General features: G+C 36.1%; 19 protein-coding genes and 2 pseudogenes. 8 read left to right on the top strand and 13 right to left on the bottom strand.

Features of this window, described 5'->3' with window-relative positions:
- Positions 1-8 precede the first annotated feature (8 nt).
- On the top strand, positions 9-272 hold the full coding sequence (locus J2Z81_RS10940) for a NifU N-terminal domain-containing protein (RefSeq protein ID WP_029268002.1): 264 nt from the start codon (positions 9-11) through the stop codon (positions 270-272).
- Between the two features lie 72 nt (positions 273-344).
- Here the strand turns inward: J2Z81_RS10940 and J2Z81_RS10935 are convergent, their stop codons facing one another.
- Positions 345-1,208 carry a YitT family protein gene (locus tag J2Z81_RS10935; protein ID WP_029267005.1) on the bottom strand — a complete coding sequence of 288 codons (864 nt, stop codon included), beginning with the start codon at positions 1,206-1,208 and terminating at the stop codon, positions 345-347.
- Between the two features lie 166 nt (positions 1,209-1,374).
- On the opposite strand from J2Z81_RS10935, the gene J2Z81_RS10930 reads away from it, so the two are divergent.
- From J2Z81_RS10930 to J2Z81_RS10920, 3 genes and pseudogenes are all read left to right on the top strand, one after another.
- Positions 1,375-2,235 carry a DegV family protein gene (locus J2Z81_RS10930; RefSeq protein WP_226371352.1) on the top strand — a complete coding sequence of 287 codons (861 nt, stop codon included), beginning with the start codon at positions 1,375-1,377 and terminating at the stop codon, positions 2,233-2,235.
- Positions 2,236-2,313: 78 nt separating this feature from the next.
- The gene (gene yppF / locus J2Z81_RS10925) at positions 2,314-2,505 is read left to right on the top strand and encodes a YppF family protein (RefSeq protein WP_029267001.1); all 192 of its coding nucleotides are present in this window, start codon (positions 2,314-2,316) and stop codon (positions 2,503-2,505) included.
- A 168-nt stretch (positions 2,506-2,673) separates the two neighbouring features.
- Positions 2,674-2,817, top strand: a pseudogene (locus J2Z81_RS10920) (SDR family oxidoreductase); the annotation flags it as partial.
- A gap of 70 nt (positions 2,818-2,887) precedes the next feature.
- Here the strand turns inward: J2Z81_RS10920 and J2Z81_RS10915 are convergent.
- Together J2Z81_RS10915 and J2Z81_RS10910 are read right to left on the bottom strand one after the other, a co-directional pair.
- The gene (locus tag J2Z81_RS10915) at positions 2,888-4,381 is read right to left on the bottom strand and encodes an alpha-amylase family glycosyl hydrolase (RefSeq protein ID WP_226371351.1); all 1,494 of its coding nucleotides are present in this window, start codon (positions 4,379-4,381) and stop codon (positions 2,888-2,890) included.
- A 153-nt stretch (positions 4,382-4,534) separates the two neighbouring features.
- Positions 4,535-4,903, bottom strand: coding sequence for a YisL family protein (locus tag J2Z81_RS10910; protein ID WP_226371350.1), 369 nt, complete (start codon positions 4,901-4,903; stop codon positions 4,535-4,537).
- A gap of 175 nt (positions 4,904-5,078) precedes the next feature.
- Between J2Z81_RS10910 and J2Z81_RS10905 the strand changes: the two genes are divergently transcribed.
- Positions 5,079-6,275, top strand: a complete 1,197-nt coding sequence (locus J2Z81_RS10905; protein ID WP_226371349.1) for an ornithine--oxo-acid transaminase — start codon at positions 5,079-5,081, stop codon at positions 6,273-6,275.
- Positions 6,276-6,350: 75 nt separating this feature from the next.
- Here the strand turns inward: J2Z81_RS10905 and J2Z81_RS10900 are convergent, their stop codons facing one another.
- From J2Z81_RS10900 to J2Z81_RS10880, 5 genes are all read right to left on the bottom strand, one after another.
- On the bottom strand, positions 6,351-7,532 hold the full coding sequence (locus tag J2Z81_RS10900) for a DUF418 domain-containing protein (protein WP_226371348.1): 1,182 nt from the start codon (positions 7,530-7,532) through the stop codon (positions 6,351-6,353).
- A 182-nt stretch (positions 7,533-7,714) separates the two neighbouring features.
- Positions 7,715-11,443, bottom strand: a complete 3,729-nt coding sequence (addA, locus tag J2Z81_RS10895; RefSeq protein WP_226371347.1) for a helicase-exonuclease AddAB subunit AddA — start codon at positions 11,441-11,443, stop codon at positions 7,715-7,717.
- Positions 11,437-14,937 (bottom strand): helicase-exonuclease AddAB subunit AddB, encoded by a 3,501-nt coding sequence (gene addB, locus J2Z81_RS10890; RefSeq protein ID WP_226371346.1) that lies wholly within the window; start codon positions 14,935-14,937, stop codon positions 11,437-11,439. Before addB ends, addA begins: the two co-directional genes overlap by 7 nt.
- A gap of 122 nt (positions 14,938-15,059) precedes the next feature.
- Positions 15,060-15,587, bottom strand: a complete 528-nt coding sequence (gene lepB, locus J2Z81_RS10885; RefSeq protein ID WP_029266971.1) for a signal peptidase I — start codon at positions 15,585-15,587, stop codon at positions 15,060-15,062.
- A 52-nt stretch (positions 15,588-15,639) separates the two neighbouring features.
- Positions 15,640-16,290 (bottom strand): TVP38/TMEM64 family protein, encoded by a 651-nt coding sequence (locus tag J2Z81_RS10880; RefSeq protein ID WP_226371345.1) that lies wholly within the window; start codon positions 16,288-16,290, stop codon positions 15,640-15,642.
- Positions 16,291-16,514: 224 nt separating this feature from the next.
- Between J2Z81_RS10880 and J2Z81_RS10875 the strand changes: the two genes are divergently transcribed.
- Positions 16,515-16,904 (top strand): hypothetical protein, encoded by a 390-nt coding sequence (locus J2Z81_RS10875; RefSeq protein ID WP_226371344.1) that lies wholly within the window; start codon positions 16,515-16,517, stop codon positions 16,902-16,904.
- On the opposite strand, the gene J2Z81_RS10870 is transcribed toward J2Z81_RS10875, so the two are convergent.
- The 4 genes from J2Z81_RS10870 to J2Z81_RS10855 all read right to left on the bottom strand — a co-directional run bounded on the left by J2Z81_RS10870 (position 16,852) and on the right by J2Z81_RS10855 (position 21,146).
- The gene (locus J2Z81_RS10870; RefSeq protein WP_051681374.1) at positions 16,852-17,385 is read right to left on the bottom strand and encodes a competence protein ComK; all 534 of its coding nucleotides are present in this window, start codon (positions 17,383-17,385) and stop codon (positions 16,852-16,854) included. The genes J2Z81_RS10875 and J2Z81_RS10870 overlap by 53 nt on opposite strands.
- A gap of 205 nt (positions 17,386-17,590) precedes the next feature.
- On the bottom strand, positions 17,591-19,135 hold the full coding sequence (locus J2Z81_RS10865; protein ID WP_226371343.1) for a fatty acid--CoA ligase family protein: 1,545 nt from the start codon (positions 19,133-19,135) through the stop codon (positions 17,591-17,593).
- Between the two features lie 178 nt (positions 19,136-19,313).
- Positions 19,314-20,309 carry a lipoate--protein ligase gene (locus J2Z81_RS10860; protein WP_226371342.1) on the bottom strand — a complete coding sequence of 332 codons (996 nt, stop codon included), beginning with the start codon at positions 20,307-20,309 and terminating at the stop codon, positions 19,314-19,316.
- 90 nt (positions 20,310-20,399) lie between these two features.
- On the bottom strand, positions 20,400-21,146 hold the full coding sequence (locus J2Z81_RS10855) for an MBL fold metallo-hydrolase (protein WP_226371341.1): 747 nt from the start codon (positions 21,144-21,146) through the stop codon (positions 20,400-20,402).
- Positions 21,147-21,238: 92 nt separating this feature from the next.
- Here J2Z81_RS10855 and yhfH (J2Z81_RS10850) point away from each other — a divergent pair, with 92 nt between their 5' ends.
- Positions 21,239-21,376: a protein YhfH gene (gene yhfH, locus J2Z81_RS10850; RefSeq protein ID WP_390337272.1), complete on the top strand. Its 138-nt coding sequence runs from the start codon at positions 21,239-21,241 to the stop codon at positions 21,374-21,376.
- A gap of 146 nt (positions 21,377-21,522) precedes the next feature.
- Positions 21,523-21,660 carry a protein YhfH gene (gene yhfH, locus J2Z81_RS10845; protein ID WP_318842354.1) on the top strand — a complete coding sequence of 46 codons (138 nt, stop codon included), beginning with the start codon at positions 21,523-21,525 and terminating at the stop codon, positions 21,658-21,660.
- Between the two features lie 527 nt (positions 21,661-22,187).
- Here yhfH (J2Z81_RS10845) and J2Z81_RS16085 read toward each other — a convergent pair.
- A pseudogene (locus tag J2Z81_RS16085) lies at positions 22,188-22,320 on the bottom strand (IS110 family transposase); the annotation flags it as partial.

Genomic DNA, 22,320 nt, shown 5'->3' with positions numbered 1-22,320 from the left:
AAGAGATAATGGGAGTTCGTGCTGAAACAACACCAAATCCAAATGCACTGAAATTTACAACAGATAAACTTATATTTGAAGGCAATGATAGTATTTCTGTTATGACTGGTGATAAAAGTGAATATGATATTTTAAACGACTTGATGCAACTTGACGGTGTTGATAATGTATTCGGTTATCAAAATTTTATTACTGTAAATAAACAATTTGATGCGGAGTGGGATAATCTAACACCTAAAGTAGAAGAAGTATTTACAAAACACGGATTTTAATAAGCAACAATATCCTTCTTATATGATAAAAAGACAGCTACTTTGCTGTCCTTTTTTTATTAATCGATCATTTTAATCTGCTTTTATTTGTTCTCCTTCTTTTCTAAAGAATCCAAAGACGCCTGCTGTTTGTACAATGTTTGTGAATGCTTCGGGATCTACGTCAGTGATAATTTGTTCCAAATCGTATAATTCATAGCGTGTGATAACAAGATATAGCATATTCTTATCTTCTTTTCTATATGCCCCTTTTGCAGGTAATATTGTAATCCCCCGTACCATTTTCTGATGGATAGCATTTTGTAATTCTTCCGCTTTGTGCGTAATAATCATAGCTGTTACCTTTTCATGACGTGTATGGATAGCATCAATCACTAACGTAGTGATATATAATGTGAGCATTGTATACAAGGCATTTTCAGGTTCATACAAAATACCAGCTAGCGCAATAATAATGCCATTAAGGATCAAAAAATACATCCCTATAGGCTTATCTTGCAAACGTGATAGTATCATTGCAATGATATCCATTCCACCTGTTGAAGCACCTAATTTTAATGAAATTCCTACACCAGCACCGCCAATAACTCCACCTGCCACTGCATTCAAGATAATATCGTCCGTTAAAGATACCACAGGCAATATTTCTAAAAATATCGTAGCAAACACAACGGAAATTGCGCTATAAATGGTAAAGCCTTTTCCCACTTTAAACCAACCTAATACAAACACCGGGATATTAAATAGAAATAATAATGTCCCTGTCGTAACCTTTAAATTTAAAAAATCTTTAAATACGCTAGATGCTAACTGAGCAGCACCGGTAAATCCACTCGCATATACATTGGCATTAATTAAAAAGAAATTAAGTGATACTGCTACAAGCAGCGAACCAACGATCACGATCGCGATACGTTTTGCCTCCATGAAAAACATAAAAAAACCTTCCTCTCTCTCCTCTACTTACCTTTCTAAAAATTTCTAAACATTATTTGTTACATTATTTAAAATATTAATGATATATATTTTGACTATCTTACCATCTAACTATAAACTAAATATGTAGGTTCAAGCATTATTTTAGATGAATGAAGGTGAAGAAATGACAATTAAAATTCTTGCTGATTCAGCATGTGATTTGTCGGAACACTATTATAACGGATTTGACATTGAAATGGTACCATTAACCGTTCATATAAACGGAAATGACTATAAAGATAGTATTGAAATAACACCAAAAACAGTGTATGACGCGCTGAGAAACGGGGGGCATGCAAAAACATCCCAAGTTTCGCCACAAACCTTTAAAACTATTTTTACATCATATGCGCAAACAAATCAACCATTGGTATATTTAGCGTTCTCTTCTCAGTTATCAGGTACATATCAAACCGCTAAAATGATAGAACAAGAAATAAAGGAAGAATATCCAGATGCACCAATTCATGTTCTTGATACGAAATGTGCTTCGCTTGGATATGGATTAGTCGTTCTGCATGTTGCAAAACTGGCAAAAGAGGGAGCACAACTAAATGAAATTATTCATGCAGCAACGGATCACGCACAACATATGGAACACATTTTTACAGTTGATGATTTAGAGTATTTACACCGGGGAGGTCGGGTCAGTAGGACGGCTGCCTTTGTAGGATCACTTTTAAAAATAAAGCCTTTATTACATGTCGATGATGGAAAGTTAATCCCTTTGGAAAAAATTAGGGGATCTAAAAAAGTATTAAAACGTATGTTGGAAGTAATGGAAAAACGAGGTGCAAATTTTGAAAATCAGGTAATCGGAATAAGCCACGGTGATGATTTAGAACGAGCAGAGCAGCTGGCTTCATTGATTAAGGAAAAATTCAATGTAAAAGAAGTTATTATTGAAATGGTCGGAGCTGTCATTGGCGCTCACTCCGGCCCGGGAACGATTGCACTATTTTTCTTAAATAAGCCATATAAATAAAAAACACGCATGAATCCCTTTTCTCTTTCATATATATAGACAAACCCTAAGGTATAACTATATAAGAGGAGGTCCAACATGCAAATAAATGAATTATTTAGCACCTATGAACGAGACCGGAACCAACAACCGGAATCGATCAATCATTTATTAGATTATTATCAAAAAAAATACATAGCAGGTGAAATAGACATCAAGCATTACCAAACCATTTATTATTATTTGCAAAAGCAAGGAGCGAAATCAGCACACGATTATGGGACTTTCTAATGTAACAGCCTTTTTATAAGACAATGGGATCTCTTTATGTGGGGCTGCTTTTAATAAATTAAAGTAGCATGTGACAATTGCAAAGATTTTCATATGCTACTTTTTTGGGTGTCTATAGATTAGATGCTCATTACCTTTAATGAAAGACTTTTTTCTCGGTATCTGATCAAATTCGGTCACGACTCTCCGATGCATAGACCAGGTGAACCGAAAGAACTCGCTCCGGCTTTTGTGTACTTGCCTAGTAATAACTCAACTTATGTAGCTGGTCAAGTTATTCATGTGAATGGCGGAACGATTGGAAATGGATAGCTTGATCAGAAAAGTACCCGATCAAGAGATCTTTTTAGAAAAGCCTACTTGATCGGGTACTTTTATAAGGTCAGTTTCTTTTTTTCTGTTTACGACTTAGGTAGATAACGGCGAAGATAAATAGGAAAAAAACTCCAAGAATAAAGGCAATAAATAACCAATTAATGCCCGTATCTTCTTCTACGACATATATTTCTGCTGTTTCGCGAGGAATGCCTATTTTAAATTCTCCGTTTTCCTTTTCTCTAACAAGATTATCACCAAGCAACCCTTTTAATTGCAAACCTGAATCAATATCAGTTACTGAAACAGAACGCGACTCGCTATCATTATTAATTGCAACATATAATGTTTCATCTTTATACGTGCGTTTAAAGACACTCATCGCACCACTAGACCCTACTTCTTCATAATCACCATGCACTAAAGCGGGAAATTCAGTTCGAATTGATGAAATACGTCCAAGGAATTCCGGTATGTCTTGTTCCCCGCTATTAAATAAAACCATCATTTGACTTTCAGGAACCCCTTCCCCATACATCGGAATTTCAGAGCCTTGGTAAATGCTGGGGACCCCTGGAGTAGTATACATGTAAGTTAATGCCAATTGCCAAACAGTAGATGCTTTACGTCCATTTTCAGCAACAGCTTGAGAAAATCGCTTTGTATTTTTATTATCAACAGAGAGCAAATCAAGCGTATTATTTTTTTCTTCCAAATGCTGATTTAGCGGGGCTAGGCCTTGACCAGATTGATCAAATACTTCATTTAATTCCTTCCGCACTTTTTGATTATCTACTGCATCAATAGCAGGAATGTTTTTTAATTCTTTTATCCTTTGATTATCCTGCATCACATCTGCAAGTATATAAAAGTCAGGATTTATCTCTTTCAACGATGAAGTAAATTTCTTTAAAAACTCATCTGAAGCCATATCTGCGGCATGTAATTTAAAACCATCAATGTCTGTCTCATTTATCCAAAACGCTGCAGCATCAAACAAATATTCCCTGACAGCTGGATTCTCTTGATTTAAAACAGCGGCATGCTCCAGCCACTTTGTCTCTTCCTGGATTTCTAGTTTATTTTCTTTCAGCCAATCTGCTTTATCCGGGTCACTGATAATTTCATGAGAGTCCGCAACATAATTTGTTACAAATTCCAATATAACTTTCATATCTCTTTTATGTGCTTCTTCTACAAGTGTTTGAACATCTTCCATTGTGCCAAATTGCTGTTCAACATTATAATAATCTTCAATCCAATAACCATGATAGCCATTATCTGCATTTTCCATAATTGGAGAAAGGGTAATCGCTGTAAAACCATGCTCTTGGATTTCGTCCAATTTATCAATAATTCCTTTAATATCCCCGCCATGATACGCATATGGGTCATCGACACTAACTTGCCCATTCAATGTATTATCCCCGTTATTGTAACGGTCGACAAGTATATTATAAATGATTTCTTCCTGTAACCCTGCCTCATTTTCTGCCATAATTGGCTTAGCTCCTATTAATAAAAATGGTACAGCTAACAGAATGAGTACGACTTTTTTCATATAAGTTCCCCCGAATTTCTTATTGTTCATTTCCTATTATTAACTTTACACAATAATAGTCAATAAAAAACGCTATTTTGTTGAAAATACTTCATATTTCCTTTTCATCAAAAAAGAACTGCCCGAATGGAACAGTTCTTCGTCTTTTTCATTCTATGGTAATACACCTAATGGCAGGCGACCGAATCCTAGAGCTATTGCAATAATTGCTGCAATAACTAATTGAATTACCCAGCCCTTTGCACTTTTATCTTTACTAAGTTTTACCCCTATCATTTCCATTGCCATAATAACCCATAATCCGGCAATCACTTTTATAATTACTTCGCCAGTGTGCCCAATCGTTGAGGAAAAATAATCACCTAGCAGACTTCCTCCGGTATACAGAATAAATAAATAATCTAAGCGTAAGATCATATGAAGTATTTTTCCCGGTTTTACTTTCCCTTGTTTGTAAAACATTGCAACAAGAATGATTAGAATAAATGCAAGTACCCATGATGTAATATGCATATGTGCCATATTTGTACCTCCTCTTTCTTCCTTGAAAGTCCAACTACATCTTAACGATATCATATCATGTAAATAATGGGAATACATATGAATTATCTTTGAACATTCTTTACATTTCACTTCATCGGAAAATTTAATAAAAACTGTTATACTTTAGTTGAATGTATTTTATGGGAGGGATCGTATGTCACAAATAAGTCAACAAATCATTGATCAAACTCAGGAATACGGCGCAAAAAATTATCATCCGCTTCCTGTCGTCGTTTCACATGCCAAGGGTGTTTGGATAGAAGACCCTGAAGGCAATCGGTATATGGATATGCTAAGTTCTTACTCTGCTCTTAATCAGGGACATCGCCATCCAAGAATTATAGAAGCATTAAAAAAGCAAGCAGATGCAGTAACCTTAACATCACGAGCATTTCATAATGATCAACTTGGGCCTTGGTATGAAAAAATTTGTAAATTAACGAATAAAGATATGGCACTGCCAATGAACACTGGTGCAGAAGCTGTAGAAACAGCGATTAAAGCAGCAAGACGCTGGGCTTACGATGTAAAAGGGGTTGCCGAGAACAAAGCAGAAATCATTGCATGTGAAGGTAATTTTCATGGCAGAACGATGACCGCTGTATCTCTGTCATCAGAAAATGAATATAAACGTGGGTTTGGCCCCATGCTGCCAGGTATTAAAATTATTCCTTATGGTGATATTGACGCACTAAAAAATGCGATTAATGAAAATACTGCTGGATTTTTATTTGAACCGGTTCAAGGTGAAGCGGGTATTGTTATTCCTCCTGAAGGTTTTTTAAAAGAAGCCTATGAAGTTTGTAAAGAAAATAATGTGCTTTATATTGCAGATGAAATTCAAGCAGGCTTAGCACGGACAGGAAAAATGTTCGCTTGTGACTGGGAAAATGTCTCACCTGATATCTTCATATTAGGAAAAGCTTTAGGCGGCGGAGTCTTCCCTATTTCCTGTGTTGTTGCAAATAAGAAGATTCTTGGTGTATTTAACCCCGGTTCACACGGTTCCACATTTGGAGGAAATCCTTTAGCGTGTGCCGTGTCTTCAGCTTCATTGGATGTTATTGAAGATGAAAGATTAGCTGAACGCTCACTAGAGCTCGGTAATTATTTGATGGGTGAATTGAAAAATATTAAGAATCCAGTTATTAAGGAAGTCCGAGGAAAAGGCCTATTTATTGGAGTTGAACTAACTGAAGCAGCTCGCCCGTACTGCGAAGCTTTAAAGGAAAAAGGGCTTTTATGCAAAGAAACACATGAAAATGTCATTCGATTCGCTCCTCCACTTATTATTACTAAAAAAGAACTAACATGGGCTTTGGATCAGATTAAAGAAGTATTTAACAAGTAATTTTAAAATGCGGGTATCCCTAAAAAGGACACTCGCATTTTTTCTAAAAACTTCTGATGTCTTTATTTCACTTGATCAACAATCCGCTTGCTTTTTTCGGAAAGGCTGACGTTTCATATACGTCAAACTTCTCCACACCCATTCAAATGGACCGAACCGATAGTTCGTAACCCACCATTTGCTAAAAAAGATTTGACCGCCAAAAACAAGCAGTGCGATCATAACTCCTAATGATGGGCTAACGGATCCATAAAGCCCAAAGCCAATCCCATAAAATAAGATAAAACAAATAACCGATTGCATCATATAGTTCGTTAATGACATTCGCCCAACATAGGACAAATGATTAATCAACTTCTTCCCAACATTTGTCTGTGCAAGCAATGTAATAGAAATAATATAAAAGAGTGCAGAAGCAGTTCCACCTATATTATCCTGCATAAACATAAACCATGACGGATTGCCGTATAAATAAGGCCCTATTTTAAAAACAGTAAATAATACCAAACTAATCATCCATAGTGATTGCAACAAGGAGTGATGGCGCTTAGGCTCATGCAGCCATCTCTTGCTTGCGATATACATGCCGAATAAAAACAACGGTAAAAGAACAAAAAACATTAATAAAAAGCCAGCACCATTTGAATACATCCAGTCTGTATAATTTTGTGACCAAATAATAGATAAATTATTGCTTTGATAACTTTCCATTGCTTGATTTATTGAGGTTTCCTGTGTGACATCAAGTAAATCCCGCCCTGCATACAATGCGAGTGTAATTAAAACGGTACAAGCACCTAATAAACCAAATCCCCACATGAGCAATGTTTTATCTTTTACCTTTACAAAGAAAAGCAAAAATAAACCGATCACTCCATATGAAAGTAAAATATCTCCATACCAGATGAAAAAAGCATGAACTATACCAAATCCAATTAAAATAAACATTCTCCTTGTTAAAAATGGGTATAAGCGTAATCCCTTTTGAACTACACTATCTTTCATCAGCTGAAACCCAAAGCCGAACAGCATGGAAAATAATGTATAAAAACGAGCTTGGAAAAAGATGTCAATGATTACTTGTACAAATTGATTGACGCCTGAAGGCCACGCCTCTTCCGCTCCCCCATATAAAAAATATGGAGCAGAAAACCCACCAACATTTACGATGAATATACCCAAAATTGCGAATCCCCTTGCTGCATCAATCCATGCAAGGCGATTTTTTTCTTTTATAGGCACAGCCGAATGTTTCATTACTTGTATGCATCCCTTCCAATAATATCTATTTATCTATACTACAATTCGGTACAATCAAAGAAATTCCTTCATACATGTAATTAATCTCACTCTTTTTGTCTAAAATCATGAAAATCGCCCCAATGATGAAAAAAGGCTAAACTCACTTTTTAGCGAGCTTAGCTTCAAATACAAATGTTTTATTTTGTTGGAACGTTCACCATTAATTGTTTGGAAAAGAAATAAAGATATGTCTCTTTTACAGGTTGACGCCAAATCTGTTCAATCGCATGACGGTAAAGATTCATCTGAACTTCATATTTTGCTCTAAGTTTATTTATCATTTGTTCTGTTACTTTCCCATCAATAACATCCGTTTTGTAATCTAAAAGCATCCAACCATCTTCTTTCGGTATCAGACAATCAATGACACCCTGAATGAGTACCTGTTCGTCCACATCGCTTTTCCACGATGCATAAATCTCACTTGCGGGCAATGTTATGCTGAACGGTACCTCACGATAAATCGTTGAGACATTCATCATACAAGCAGCAATATCCGTCATAAAAAACTCTCTAATAGCCCTAATATCAATAATTTCTGCTTCTTGTTTTGTAAGAATTTCACGTTCTACGAGGACTTCTGTATATTCCTCTATTTCCTCTTCATTCAATGATTTTGTCATTGGTAAATGCTGCATTACTGTATGCATTGCTGTTCCTCTTTCAGCAGCAGTAATTATTTTTTCTTTTTGCATGAAATTTGGCCGTTTGACAATGGATGGTTGAAAAGGTTTAACGATTTGGTCAGCACTGTATTCATCCTTTAATTCCCGCTGGCGTTTTATTTCCGTTACCGTTTGTTTCGCCCGGGATTCAGCAGATTCCTGAAACGGATACGTATATGATAGACGTTCATCCACCCATTGCTCCATTTCTCTGTTATCCATTGTAATCGGCTTCCAGTTAATGATATGTTCTTCTAATTGTTTATCCGCTTCTTCCTTTTTTTCTGTTAAATTTGCTAAAGCACTGCCATGTACAATAGTTACTTTCCAGTTCGAAGGATCTAACCGTATCTCAGAAGATATTTCATCATTAGATCCTTGCTCCGCTCTAAGTACATCATTATCGTTATGCCGGATAAGCGCAGGACCTACCCAATCCAGATAACTTTTGGCCTCAGCACGAAAGTGAACAGGTAAAACCCACTGTGAATATTCAAGCATCTTTTCCCATTTGTCTCTTTTCTTCTCAAAACTTGATACATTCCCGATCATAACCAATTTTTCTTTAGCACGAGTTAGCGCTACATAAAGCACACGCATTTCTTCTGCTAAAAGTTCACGTGACTTTTCCTCACGAAGGGCATAATAAAACAATGTCGGATACGTAATTCGCTTGATTGGATCAATATACTTGCTTGCAAACCCAAGATCTTTATGCAATAAATACTTTTGGTTTAAATCCTGCATATTAAACTGTTTATCCATTCCGCCTAAAATAACGACTGGAAATTCAAGCCCTTTACTGCTGTGAATCGTCATCATGCGCACAACATCTTCTTGTTCACTAAGTGCTCTTGCAGCTCCAAGGTCCTCTCCATTTTCCTCCATGCGCTCAATAAAACGCAAGAAGCGGAATAACCCCCGAAATGATGTTGTTTCATAGCTGCGGGCCCGGTCATATAGCGCACGTAAATTCGCCTGGCGTTGACGACCGCCGGGCATCCCACCAACAAAATCATAAATGCCTGTTTCACGATAAATTTGCCAAATTAATTCCGATAAAGCCCCTTGTCTGGAAGCTATCCGAAATTGTCTTAATTGTTCTAGAAAATTCGCAGCTTTTGTAGACGTTTCATTATTATTTTGATTTTTGAACTGTTTTAAAGCATCATAAAAGGGCTTCCTTTGACCTGCTAAACGAATAGAAGCTAACTCTTCTTCATTTAATCCAACGATCGGTGAACGTAATACAGATGCTAGCGGGATATCTTGACGTGGATTATCGATCACTTTTAATAAGCTAATCAATATTTTGATTTCAATGGCATCGAAATAACCTGTCGATAGTTCTGCATAAACAGGTATACCTTGATTTTTTAACTCCTCAACCATTGTCGGTGCCTGTCCCATCGAACGTTGCAGGATAACAATATCACGGTATTGGATATCACGCTGCTTTCCAGTAGCTTTATCAACGATCTGAAGGGGGGCACTTTCTTTCTGTCCAATCCAAGCTTTTATTTTTTCTGCATATGCTCTTGCTTCCAGCTGAGCTTTTTCCAAATCTCGATAATCCTCTTCTTCTAAAGTATTCTTTGATGCTTCATCCGCTTCCTGATCAATAATGAGAAATTCAGGAGTTGTTTCGCTATTTTTTAATACGTCATACATTTTATTGGCATAAATTAACTCAGCATCTGCATCATATTGAATGTCACCTAACTCTTCATCAAGAATTTGTCTAAAGATATAGTTAGCACCTGTTAAAACATCTTCTCGGCTTCGGAAGTTACGTGCTAGATCTATTCGTTTTCCAGCATGTTCTTCTTTTGCGAAACGATTATACTTTTCAATAAAGAGCGTTGGTTCTGCATGGCGGAAACGGTAAATACTTTGTTTGACATCACCAACCATAAACATATTCCCACTACCGCTTTGATCGCTTAATAGCATTAGAATGGTTTCTTGTACGCGGTTTACATCCTGATATTCATCGACTAATAGTTCACTGAATTGTTCTTGGAAGTGCCTTGCAACAGATGATGGTATTGGATTGCCTGCTGTAGATGATGCATCTAAAAATAATTGCAGGCAAAAGTGCTCCAAGTCCGAAAAGTCAACAATTGCTTTTTCTCTTTTTTGTTTTGTGAATTTCTCCTTAAATTGCTTTACTAGTGCAGTAAGTTGTTTGATGACGGGAGCAAGTTCCCTCATATCGCTAATATGCCCCTGAAGGTTGCGCATGAACCATTTTTCCTTCATTTTTTTCCAGCGATCTTTATAGCCATCCCGCAGTTTTTTTACCTTTTCTTTCTTTCCACTATCACATTCTGTCTTTTTTCTTGATAAGCTCACAAATGTACTAGAAGCCATAAATACTTGTAAGTCATCCCAGCTGCCTATATATTTATATGCCTGCTGTACATTGGCTAAATCTGATTCAATTGCCTCCACGTATTGGACAGGTCCATCACTTGACTCTGCAATCTTTAGCGCAAGAGAGATTTCTTCTTCAATTGCTTTTAGTTGCATGCGCACTTCCCGTTTAAGAATTTCCAGCCAAACAAGTTCCTGTTCTTGGCAATCTTCAGGGACATCATAGGTTTGCGCTAGCTCATCAAGCCACAGGTCAGGCCAGGGGTGATTAATTGCAAATGCATACAACTTACGAATGACCTCTTCAACATCTACATCGCTTCGATCACTAGAAAAACGGTCTACGACAGCAAAAAAGCGTTCCTGTTCTTCTCCTTCTTTGCCGTACCATTCTTCAAATAAGTCATCCATCACATCTTGTTTCATTAAATCAGCTTCCATATCATTAGCAATTCGGAAAGATGGATCGAGATCAAGTAAATAAGCATACTGTTTTACTACATCCATACAAAAGGAGTGTAACGTAGAGATGGAAGCCCGCTGCAATAAAGACAGCTGTTTTTTTAAATGATTAGATGCTGGGTTTTCTGCTAATGCTTTTTCCAGCGTTAATCCAACACGGTTTCTCATTTCCTGAGCAGCAGCATTTGTGAATGTAACAACAAGTAAAGAATCAATATCTACTGGGTTTTCTTTGTTTAGCAATTTTTGAATAATCCGTTCCACTAATACAGCTGTTTTCCCAGAACCGGCAGCTGCTGCAACAAGGATATCACTGCCATCTGTATAAATCGCTTCTTCCTGCTCTTTTGTCCAGCTCACCACTTCTTTTCTTCCTTTCTGCGAATTATTTCTAAAACATCATCATCTTTCATATCAGTTAGCTTTCGATATTTATTTCCTTCCAGGGTAGGATCAAATTGACAAACGGAGAGAAAAGGACAATACGTGCAAGCAGTATTTTGTTTATGCTGAAAAGGATTTAAATCAATACCACCGGATGTTATATCGATTCCTGCCAGTTTCATCAAATGGTGTATGTGCGTTTGTAAACTAGCAAACGTATCTTTGTCAGCCACTTTCGAACTGCTGCGAAATCCGCCATTTTTCTTTACGCCCGCTGGTACAATTTGGCTTGTCCCTGATTCAAGGGATGTATCCATCATTTTTACAATCTGTTCATCGGAAATCAGCAGCCCTTGCATTTTATATTGTTTAAAAATTTCTTTTTCAATTTCGAGATCCTCGATTTTTTGATTTTCGGAAATCATTGGATTATGCACATGAAAATAAAGTACTCCTGCAGGATTTGCCTTTGTCCCCAGCCACGTCTCTGAATGAGATAGGACTACATCTAAATAAGCGAGCATTTGCAAGGCTAATCCATAGTATACTTCCACTAAATTTAGCCCTCTTGCACTTGATTTATAGTCAATAATTCTTAAGAATAAGGAGTCCTCATTTAATGCTTTATCTACCCGATCAATTCTGCCTCGCAATATTAATTCATATCCATTTGGAAGCGGCATGGAGAGCGGTGGCAGTTTTTGATTTGTACCAAACCCAAGTTCTAGTCCAACTGGTGAGAAATTACTCCTTCGTGCTTGTTCACTTAATATAAAGGTAGCACGTGCAATCACCTCTTGGAGCTTGTATTGGATATATTTATAACGGTTCGAACTATGCAAAATTTGATTCTGCAAAACTGGAGCTAATTGAACCATTGCTCTTTGCGCATAACTGCTTGAATCTTCTTTTGTTAATTCAGCAAAGTTTCTGTCCTCCACTTGAATCCATTCTGTAATTGTTTTCAAAGCTTCATGAAACAATTGCCCTATATCTGGAGCGTCCAGTTTATACGTTCTTCTCTCCTCTAATCCTAAGCTGTACTTTACAAAATGCTGATATGAACAGCGATAATATGTTTCCAGCCGTGACACACTCGCCTTCACTTGTTTTGGATATAATTTGCGAGCAGTCTCTTTTGATAGATTGATAGGCTGATTTTGATAATAGAGGCTTTGTAAAATCATGTATGTTGTACTATACTTCCCGTGATTTTTGATATACCAGTTAAGGACATGCCACCAAACCGACTGAATCGGATAGCCTTTTCGGTTTCTAGCTAATTGCGTTGTTAATGCTGCTCTCGTTTTTAATGGGGTTGTAATAAATCGTTTTGCCTCAACCAACTCATCGGGATCTTGCAGTAAAATATGTTCACAGCAAGATGGAAATAAATCTTCCATTCGCTTTATCAATTGTGAGGGCATTTTCGATTTACCTTCCTCATCACTTAGCAGATAACTTACCCAAAGTCTATCTCTCGCAGCAGTAAAGGCAATATAAATATAAAACCAGTCATCAAGTAATTGGCGCTTGCTGCTTTCAGCCAGTTCAAGTCCATGTTCAGCAAGTATTTCTCTTTCTTGCTCATTAATCACACTATCTGCAGACGGCTTCATCGGCCATATACCGTCATTAACACCAAATAAAAAGGAACATTTAATTCCGCTAATTCGCGAACGATCGATCGTACCAACAATAACATGATCGATACTCGGTGGAACATGGGCAAATTTCAATGATTCAAAACCCGCTTCAAGTGTTGACCGAAATGTTGCTAGACTCATTTTTTCATCTCCAGCCATTTCAACCATCTCTTCCAGTAATTGAATAACAGCATTCCATACTTGTTCTTGTTCTCTTCCTTTTTCGAGCTCACCTTGATCATCATAGTATTCTCGTATTTTTTCGAGCCGTTTAGGAGCATTCAGCTTTTCCAGTAATGTGTAGGTAACCTCACAAAAATCATACACCGTCTTAGCACTTCTTATTTGCTTATCAAAGTCTTGTAAAGCACTCACCACTTGGAATCGATAACGATTAATATGTTGTTGTTTTTTCTTCTCGGAATCCGTTTGAGTCGTTTGGTCAAATCCTTTGAATCTCTTGAAAATCCATTCCTTATCTCCCGTCCAGCTCTCCCTTGAACGAATCCCATATTCGAGTACATAGTTTTCCAATTCATCAATAGCGTCATTAGTTAACGGAAATTCAGTGTCTAACGATGGTATGAATCCCGTTTTTAGCACACGAAAAATTGCATCATAACGCCAATTTCCTTCAACTACTTCTAGGGAGGAACGAATAAATTCAATAAGGGAATGGTTTAACATGGTACGTTTTTCATCAATAAATACAGGTATACCATGGTCACGAAAAATGGTTGCGATTAAATCATGATACACATCTGTTTGTCTAATAAAGATGGCTATATCACGAAAACGATATTTTTCTTCACGAACAAGCCGAATAATCTCTTGTGCAGCACCTTCCACTTCTGCGCGGGGATGAACTGCTTCCGCAATCTTCAGGGGTACTTCGCCTCCTTCATATGCGGGTGAAGGCCAGACGTCAAAATTACGTTCCAAATGAGCGAAATAGGGCCTGTCCCTAAATCTTCCATGTTCAGGATCTAACACAACAGTTTCTTGAACTGGAATTTGGTTTTTCGCAGCTATTCCTTGTAATTTATAATATGTTTCCGTTGTTTGATAAAACAAATCCATTTCTGATACCGACTCATCGTCTAGATTGTCAACGGTTAAAGTGATCGTTACATTTTTACAGATCTTTAATAATTCCTCTACAACGAGCAATTCCTGTGGTGTAAATCGATAAAATCCATCAATATAAATAGTTGCCCCTTCTAATAACGTGGCTTCACTAATTTTTTCTGCTAATAGCTGTAATTGATCTTCACTATCAATATAGTTATCTTGTAAGGCATAGACGAGTTTTTCATAAATATAAGATAAATCCTCTAATTTCTTTGTTAAAGCTTCTTCGTGCGGAGATTGATGAACAAATTGATTAATACTTTCTATCTGTTCATCAAGAATGTCTGGGGTAATACAGTACCTTTTAAACTCAGTTATCATTTTTTCCAATTGCTCTAAAAATCCCTGCTTTTCTACTGCTTTTTGGAACATACGCCAATCTGTTTGCTTCTCTTCGATAATCTTCCTGAGCATCATTTGAATTCCTACTGAGCTAATAAATTGCCGTGTAGATCCACCAGTCTCCTGCAATATTCGCCAAGCTAATCTGGAAAAACTAACCACTTGCGCACGAATACTTCCTTTAATATTTTCATCTTTAAATAATGCATATTCTTGCTGGAAGGTCATTTGATCAGGAACGATATAGAATATCGATGGCCCCTGTGGGTCATTCTGCAATTTTTCTTTTATTTCATCTAATGTCCGACTGCTTTTACCAGTTCCAGCCCTTCCCAACAAAAACCGGAGTCCCATTTTCATCCCCCATTTATATCATCCACATTCTTTTTATGAATCGTTTTTCTAAAAAGTAAAACTTCTATCTTATTTTATCAAAGATAGAAGTTTTAACATACTATTAACTAGTCTTCAAACACCTAAGAAAGCGGCCAATATTTGACATCTACTTTTCCAACTAGCTGTTCAATAGATATAAAACCAAATGACCTACTGTCTAGGCTGTCCGGGCGATTATCTCCCATTACAAATAGCTTTCCTTCTGGTACTTTTTTATGTCCGGTAATTTCCATTAATGTAAAATCATTTGTAAACGGTTCATGTGTACTTCCTACTTTTAAGGAATGAAGAAATCTCTCCTGCACATACTCCCCATTTACATAAAGTTTATCTTGTTTATATACGATTTCATCACCAGGCAATCCAATGACTCGCTTAACATAATCGTCTTTTGTATTTGCATGAAACACAATGACATCGAAACGAACCACATCTTTTAAATCATATGCAATTTTATTAACCATTAATAAATTGCCATCATGAAGTGTCGGCTCCATTGATTTACCATCTACAACATAACTTGTAAACAAATTCGAACGAAAAAGCATCCCAAAAACAGCAACAAATAAAATAACTGGAATTAATCGGCGATAATTCACTTTTTTCATATGGTTTCCTCCACAGTTATTTTATTTGTAATATACCCTGTTTGGAACGTCTTTAATCGTTGTCCATCTCAGTATCCTTCCATATTGTTTTTTTCTGTAATCTTTTTTCAATATACTTGCCTAACATCCAAAATAGCATAATACAAACACCAACAATGATTGTTTTAACCGGATGCTTAGCAAATGATACAATACTTGATCCAACATAAGCTATCGAAAAAATCATTACTGATTTCCCTAAGAAAACAGCTAAAATGAATTGTTGTATACTGATTTTTGATAAACCAGCTACAACATTGATAACAGATGAAGGAGAAAACGGAAAGCACAATAACAAAAATAGTGGACCAAAGCCACGCTTCTCCAGCCAGTTTGTGACTTTATTGACTTGTTTATTTCTCCGTATTGCTATGAAAATTCGCTTATCACCAAGCTTGCGTATAATAAAAAAAACAAGTATGGAACCAAGACTTGATCCTAACCACGATAATAAGAAGCCCTCCAGTAATCCGTATGCAGCACCATTCGCTAAAACAAATACAACTAACGGCAAAAAAGGGAGAAATGCTTCAATAAACGGTAATAAAATCCCTGGTAAAGGCCCTAAACTTTCATAATGATTTAGCAAATCCATAATATAATTGTCTAATTGATCATTTTCAAGCAATTGCTTCCCATCTGATATGATGTTAAATAAATACATTTAGCCACCAGATCCCCTCATCCTCATAAAAACATGTATTTACGATGTATATATATTAGTCTATCTATATTTATTTTAATGTAAACATTAAAATCTACAAAGTAAAAAGTAAACATAAGCCTCTTTCGTTTCATCTCGAAAAATATTTTTTCTTTTTCATGTATTTTTTCTTTGTTTTATCATATAATAGAACAAACGTTCCTTTTTGTGGAGGAGGATTTCTGATGCGCTATTTAAATAAAGATGAACTGCAAATAGCCTCTCGTTTTTTATTTCTCTCGATGGCAATTGTTGTTATCGAACAAGATATGAAGCATATCCAAAAAGGAGGCTTCAAAATTAAAGAACCGTACACAGAACTTTTGGAAAAAATGGCTTCTAATGCAACAGATGAACGCAGACAATTACGGAAAACAATGAAAGATAAAAAAATAAATGTTGTTACACTCAATAAAAATGAATCGTTTTCATCCTTTCTGTTTCTATGTCAAGGGAGGGAAGAAAAACGTAATTATTTTAATCCTGCTATTCGTAAAAAAGTAGAAGCGATTATACAAGAACTTATGGTAAAGGCTCTTTATCCGGATCTCCCTGCTTTTTCTGCAAATGCTTAATTCGATTATCAAGTATATAGCGAAATTGTGCCGTACGCTGTATTTGATTCAGTGCAGAGCCAAATGATATATCAATGATAATTTTCTTTCCATTCTTAAAATGTATTTCTGTACATTGATTATCAGCTTTATTCACTTTATCAATATGAGAATGAGCAATCCAGGAACATTTAGGATTGGACGGAGACATCGTCGGGAAAAAATACATTCCGCTAAAGGGATCAATAGAAATCGGTGCTTTATGGGTAATACCGCAAATATTCCTGGTCCCTTCTTGCTTCCCTTTGAGGCTTGCACCAAAATAAATGCAGGCGTTATTAATGATTTTACTTGGGGAGTTATTGACAATGTATTCTGACTCTTCTTCCAATACAAATGTACTTGGATTACCATTTTCATCTTGCTGTGCCAAAACAGCCATTGTTAGTGGAGTAATTTCACTTGGTGATTTATTTGCTGATGAATAGTATTCATTCAACATGTTAAATAGTCATCCTTTCTTCATTTATCGAAAAAAGAAAGAGGCTTTAGAACTAATTTACCAGATTTACAGGAAAAAAGATACAAAAAGATACAATTTTCTAAAATATGTATCTTTTTTAAACTGTTTGTTGTATCTTTTTTGTTTTTTTAAAAAAATGCCGCTTCAATTATGAGGTGTTCCCCCATTGAAACAGCACTTTTCTTTATTTATTAGCTATATTTTCACGTAAACTTTTACGAAGAATTTTGCCGGTTGTATTTTTCGGCAGTTCGTCCAAAAATTCAATTTTACTCGGGACTTTATACTTAGCTAAATTAGCAGAACAGAATTCTATCAAAGCTTCTTCTGTTAGTGAATGATCATTTGTAACCACGTAGCAAACGACTGCTTCCCCCACGTTTGGATCTGGAATGCCTATCACAGCAGCTTCTAAAACATTTGGATGCTGATGTAGGACTTCTTCAATTTCTCTTGGATAAACATTATAGCCTCCGACAAGAATCATATCTTTTTTACGATCGACAATATAAAAATACCCTTCATCATCCATACGGGCCATATCTCCTGTATAAAGCCATCCATCTTTTAATGCAACAGCAGTTTCCTCCGGCATTTTATAATATCCCTTCATGATATGAGGGCCTTTGCAAATAAGCTCTCCTACTTCTCCAACCTCAACCTCTTCTCCAAATTCATCGACAACTTTATTTTTGACATTCACAATATTACAACCGATTGATCCAGGCTTTCTTTGACGATCAAGTGGATTAAAGCAGGTTACAGGAGAAGCTTCTGACAATCCATATCCTTCTGATACAATAACTTGAAATACTTTTTCAAACTCTTTTAATAGAGTGACCGGCATCGCCGCTCCTCCAGAAATACATAAACGAATATTACTAAAATCATTTTCATGGCCTTCAGAGCTTTGTAATAAGTAATTATACATTGTAGGAACACCAAAAAATATAGTAGCTTTATGATCTTTAGCAACCTTAAAAACGGATGTAGGGGAAAACTTCGGTAAAATAATAATGGTTCCCCCATTCATTAACGGGGCATTTAGCGCAACGGTTAAACAGAAGACATGGAACATTGGCAATGCTGCAATCACAAGATCCTCCCCGTTGATCGCTAAGTAATCAGCAGTGTCCTTCGCATTGGAGTAAAGATTTTTATGTGTAAGCATCGCTCCTTTTGGTGTTCCGGTTGTTCCAGATGTATATAAAATTAGTGCTACATCTTCTTCATTTAATTCCGGTGCATCCAATATAGGGCTGCCTTCGCGAACCATATTTGTAAACGATTTCATTTCTCCGGGGAAGGATTGTTCTTCAGTCGTCGCCATCTCCGAAGTTGTTTCACAAACTATGTAATGGTTGATTTGTGGCAGCTTATCTTTAATAGCTTCAAATTTTTCCACTAATACATCCATCGTAATAACTGCTTTCACATCTCCATTGTTTAAAATATAGGACAGTTCTTGTGGAGTATACATTGGATTAACTGGAATAATAACCGCACCGATGCGAAGAGCACCATATAAGCTGATAATGTAATGAGGACTGTTCCCAGCCACTAATGCAATATGATCCCCTCGTTGATAGCCTAACGCTTTTAGTTGGGATGCAAATTTAGTAACTGCACCTTCTAACTCTAAATAGCTCGTTTTTTCCCCTTGAAAAATATAGGCAGACTTATGTGGATAATTCTTGGCTGTCACTGAAAGTTGTTCACTTAAATTCATAAATAATCCTCCCTGCATTAATGAATGAATAATCATTCAATTCACTATCAAGTGTAAATTACTGCTACTATTTTTTCAAGTCTTAAAATAGAATTTTTAAAAAATTAAAACAGCCTATGTAAAAAATTAGGCTGCTTTTATTATGGAGAGAGTGTTATATAAACGTATTCATTTGGCATTAATAAATTAATTGAACAAACTCCTCTTTCGTGATTTTTCCTAGGTAATGGGAAACATCTACATCTTTTAACGCTTCTTCAATAGCAAGACGATTATGCCGGACACCTGCTAATTGGTCTTCAATTACTTTGACGTCACCAAGACCAAAGAAATCTCCATAAACCTTGCAATTTTCGATGATGCCTTTTCTCACATTTAATCGCACATCAACTAAACCTGAATCAAATTTATAGCTTTCTTTTATATTATAGGCAGGTGATTTGCCGAAATTCCAATCCCAGTTTTGGTAACGTTCTTTCGAGATTTGATGAATATTTTCCCAGTCTTCTTCAGTCAATTCATAGCGTGGTACATCTTTAACGTCATCAACATTAAAAATATAGCGCAAAATAAGCTCTTTAAAGTCATCCATTGTTACTTTTTCATCAAGAAATTCTGTTATATTCGCTACACGACTTCGGATCGATTTTATTCCCTTAGATTGTATTTTTTCCTTCTTAACATTTAACGCAGAGACTACATGTTCAATTTCTGAGTCAAACATTAATGTTCCATGGCTGAACATCCGCCCTTTTGTAGAAAACATTGCATTTCCGGAAATTTTACGTCCATTTACGACGAGATCATTTCTACCTTGTAATTCTGCGGGTACGCCCATTTTATTTAACGCTTGGACAACTGGTTCGGTAAATTTAGCAAAGTTATGAAAACTGTCACCATCATCTTTTGTTATAAAACTGAAGTTCAAATTACCTTCATCATGGTAAACCGCTCCCCCGCCAGACAACCGGCGAACCACTTTTATTCCCTGTTCATCCACATAATCTGTGTTTATTTCTTCGACTGTATTTTGGTTTTTCCCAATAATAATGGATGGACGGTTAATATAAAACAGTAAATACGTATCCTCTGTCCCAAACTTTTGTAAAACATACTGCTCGATTGCTAAATTTATACTGGGGTCTGTGATACCTTTATTATCAATAAATTTCATTTATAATAGCCTCCTCTAATATATACTCCTTGCCTTTCTATATCTTACGTTAAAAAAATTGAGCAATCAAAGATTCGAGCTTTTTTGCACTTATTGTTCTCCACTTTTAAATTCCCACGTCAGGCCTTCTTTAGCCAACTGAACAGGACCATTATAATATTGTTTCGCTTCCTGTATTAATCTCGAATGATCCCCGTACTGTGGCAGGTGGCTTAAAATTAATTGCTTTACGTTAGCATGCTCCGCGATAATAGCTCCTTCCTTACTCGTCATATGACCTGCTTTTGTCCCATCCTGATCTGCGTAAAAATTACAATCCGTAATTAGTACATCCGCATTCGCAGCAAATGCTTCCCATTCTTTTTTATAAGCTGTATCAGCTGTGTATACAAGTGTTCCTTCACCGTTCGTAATGCGCATTCCATAGCATGGTACAGGATGAAATGTTTTCATAAAAGTAATTGAAAAAGGTCCTATGTGAAGAGGTGCATTTGGATTATATACAACCCCTTCCGTGTAATCATGAGATAAAGCATCAAACCTTTCCTTATCTTCGTTGTGGGAATAAATAGGCAGTGTTCGCCTGCAATCTGTAGTAAAGGATTGGACCAGTTTTGCATACTGTAAAACTCCAATATCAGCTATATGATCATGATGGTGATGCGACAGAATAACTGCATTCAAATCTTTAAGATTTATGTACTTTTGTAATTTAGCTAATGAACCACTTCCTGCATCAAGCAATAATTTAAAATTTTTTTCTTCTAATAAATAAGCTGAAGTGGCCCCATCTGCAGCAGGATATCCACCCCAAAAGCCAAGGATTGTTAGTTTCATAAAAACACGCCCTTTTTCAAATTTTGTTGTAACACAAGGTTGACAATTAGCATACTGTTGTAATACAATTGATTTATCAGAAAATTGAGAGGATGATCAACATGATGAATGTTATTGAGTTTTTTAAAAATATACCTAAGAAAAAATGTCACCAATGTGGTCATGAGATGAATGAAAAAGCCGATTGCTATGGAAACATATGTGACGAATGTGACCACCCTGCGAGATAATTAGGATAATTTTTTACATCTACTGTACTATAACATAACATTGTTCTAATATTTCTCTTTTTATGTGATTTCGTGTTTTGTTGTAATACACTGTTGACAAAAGTCATATTGTTATAATACAATGGATTTATCAGAAAATTAGGAGGATGCTAAAAATGATGAGCGTTGTTGAGTTTTTTCGAAATCTACCCAAAAAAAGATGTCACCAATGTGGCAACGCCATGAATGAAAAAGCCGATTGCTACAGAAATGTATGTGACGAATGTGATCACCCTGCAAGATAATGTTTTTTGAATGATTTTTATATGTTCTGTACTATAACATCACACCACCTTTCTATGGGCAGCTATCTTATAGCTGCTTTTTTGTTTTATTAAACCAACATTCTATTCTAATATTACTCCTACCATCTTTTTAACCACAGGTACATTTTAGACTTTTTTGAATTGAACTTTCTTTAATTTTCATATCATCATCATTCTTTTTGTTTTATACTGTAGGAAATCCACTGATTTTTAAGGCTGTTTTCTAAAAGATTGTTGTTATTGGAAAATTAATTTTTGAACAGTTAAAGGAAATTAGCAGTTGAAATATACAAAGATTCCTTGAGAATGCATACGCATTTTCTGCGTGCGATGTAACGCTGCCGAAGATTCCTATACGAAAACAGCCATTTATAAAAAGACCAGCTATAAAAAGTCAAGAGAAGAATGAAAAAGTATTTAGCTATTCTTGAAAAGTGGTGATATTTAAAATTAGGCATGTCAAATAAGCTTTCCAACTATGTATTTTTAAATTGGAAAGAGGGTTATTATTCAAGAGTTGGTCTTGGTTCGTAAGGTTTGTTATCCCTAAGTATTGCGAAAATAATATGCGTTAACTTGCGTGCAACGGCCCCAACTGCTGTACCATGAGCCTTACCACGTTGACGTAACTTTTGATAA

The organism is Virgibacillus alimentarius, from assembly GCF_017874635.1.
GTDB lineage: Bacteria > Bacillota > Bacilli > Bacillales > Amphibacillaceae > Virgibacillus_B > Virgibacillus_B alimentarius.
The sequence above is the reverse complement of the archived record's forward strand: the minus strand, read 5'-3'. Positions and strand labels throughout refer to the sequence as shown.

Coding starts and splice junctions, on each gene's coding strand:
- J2Z81_RS10875 (WP_226371344.1), top strand. CDS start 16,515: ATGCGCTATTTAAATAAAGATGAACTGCAAATAGCCTCTCGTTTTTTA.
- yhfH (WP_390337272.1), top strand. CDS start 21,239: ATGATCAACATGATGAATGTTATTGAGTTTTTTAAAAATATACCTAAG.
- J2Z81_RS10880 (WP_226371345.1), bottom strand. CDS start 16,290: ATGTATTTATTTAACATCATATCAGATGGGAAGCAATTGCTTGAAAAT.
- addB (WP_226371346.1), bottom strand. CDS start 14,937: ATGGGACTCCGGTTTTTGTTGGGAAGGGCTGGAACTGGTAAAAGCAGT.
- J2Z81_RS10855 (WP_226371341.1), bottom strand. CDS start 21,146: ATGAAACTAACAATCCTTGGCTTTTGGGGTGGATATCCTGCTGCAGAT.
- J2Z81_RS10935 (WP_029267005.1), bottom strand. CDS start 1,208: ATGTTTTTCATGGAGGCAAAACGTATCGCGATCGTGATCGTTGGTTCG.
- J2Z81_RS10915 (WP_226371351.1), bottom strand. CDS start 4,381: ATGAAAAAAGTCGTACTCATTCTGTTAGCTGTACCATTTTTATTAATA.
- yhfH (WP_318842354.1), top strand. CDS start 21,523: ATGCTAAAAATGATGAGCGTTGTTGAGTTTTTTCGAAATCTACCCAAA.
- yppF (WP_029267001.1), top strand. CDS start 2,314: ATGCAAATAAATGAATTATTTAGCACCTATGAACGAGACCGGAACCAA.
- J2Z81_RS10905 (WP_226371349.1), top strand. CDS start 5,079: ATGTCACAAATAAGTCAACAAATCATTGATCAAACTCAGGAATACGGC.
- J2Z81_RS10910 (WP_226371350.1), bottom strand. CDS start 4,903: ATGGCACATATGCATATTACATCATGGGTACTTGCATTTATTCTAATC.
- J2Z81_RS10865 (WP_226371343.1), bottom strand. CDS start 19,135: ATGAATTTAAGTGAACAACTTTCAGTGACAGCCAAGAATTATCCACAT.
- lepB (WP_029266971.1), bottom strand. CDS start 15,587: ATGAAAAAAGTGAATTATCGCCGATTAATTCCAGTTATTTTATTTGTT.
- J2Z81_RS10900 (WP_226371348.1), bottom strand. CDS start 7,532: ATGAAACATTCGGCTGTGCCTATAAAAGAAAAAAATCGCCTTGCATGG.
- J2Z81_RS10940 (WP_029268002.1), top strand. CDS start 9: ATGGGAGTTCGTGCTGAAACAACACCAAATCCAAATGCACTGAAATTT.
- J2Z81_RS10860 (WP_226371342.1), bottom strand. CDS start 20,309: ATGAAATTTATTGATAATAAAGGTATCACAGACCCCAGTATAAATTTA.
- J2Z81_RS10930 (WP_226371352.1), top strand. CDS start 1,375: ATGACAATTAAAATTCTTGCTGATTCAGCATGTGATTTGTCGGAACAC.
- J2Z81_RS10870 (WP_051681374.1), bottom strand. CDS start 17,385: ATGTTGAATGAATACTATTCATCAGCAAATAAATCACCAAGTGAAATT.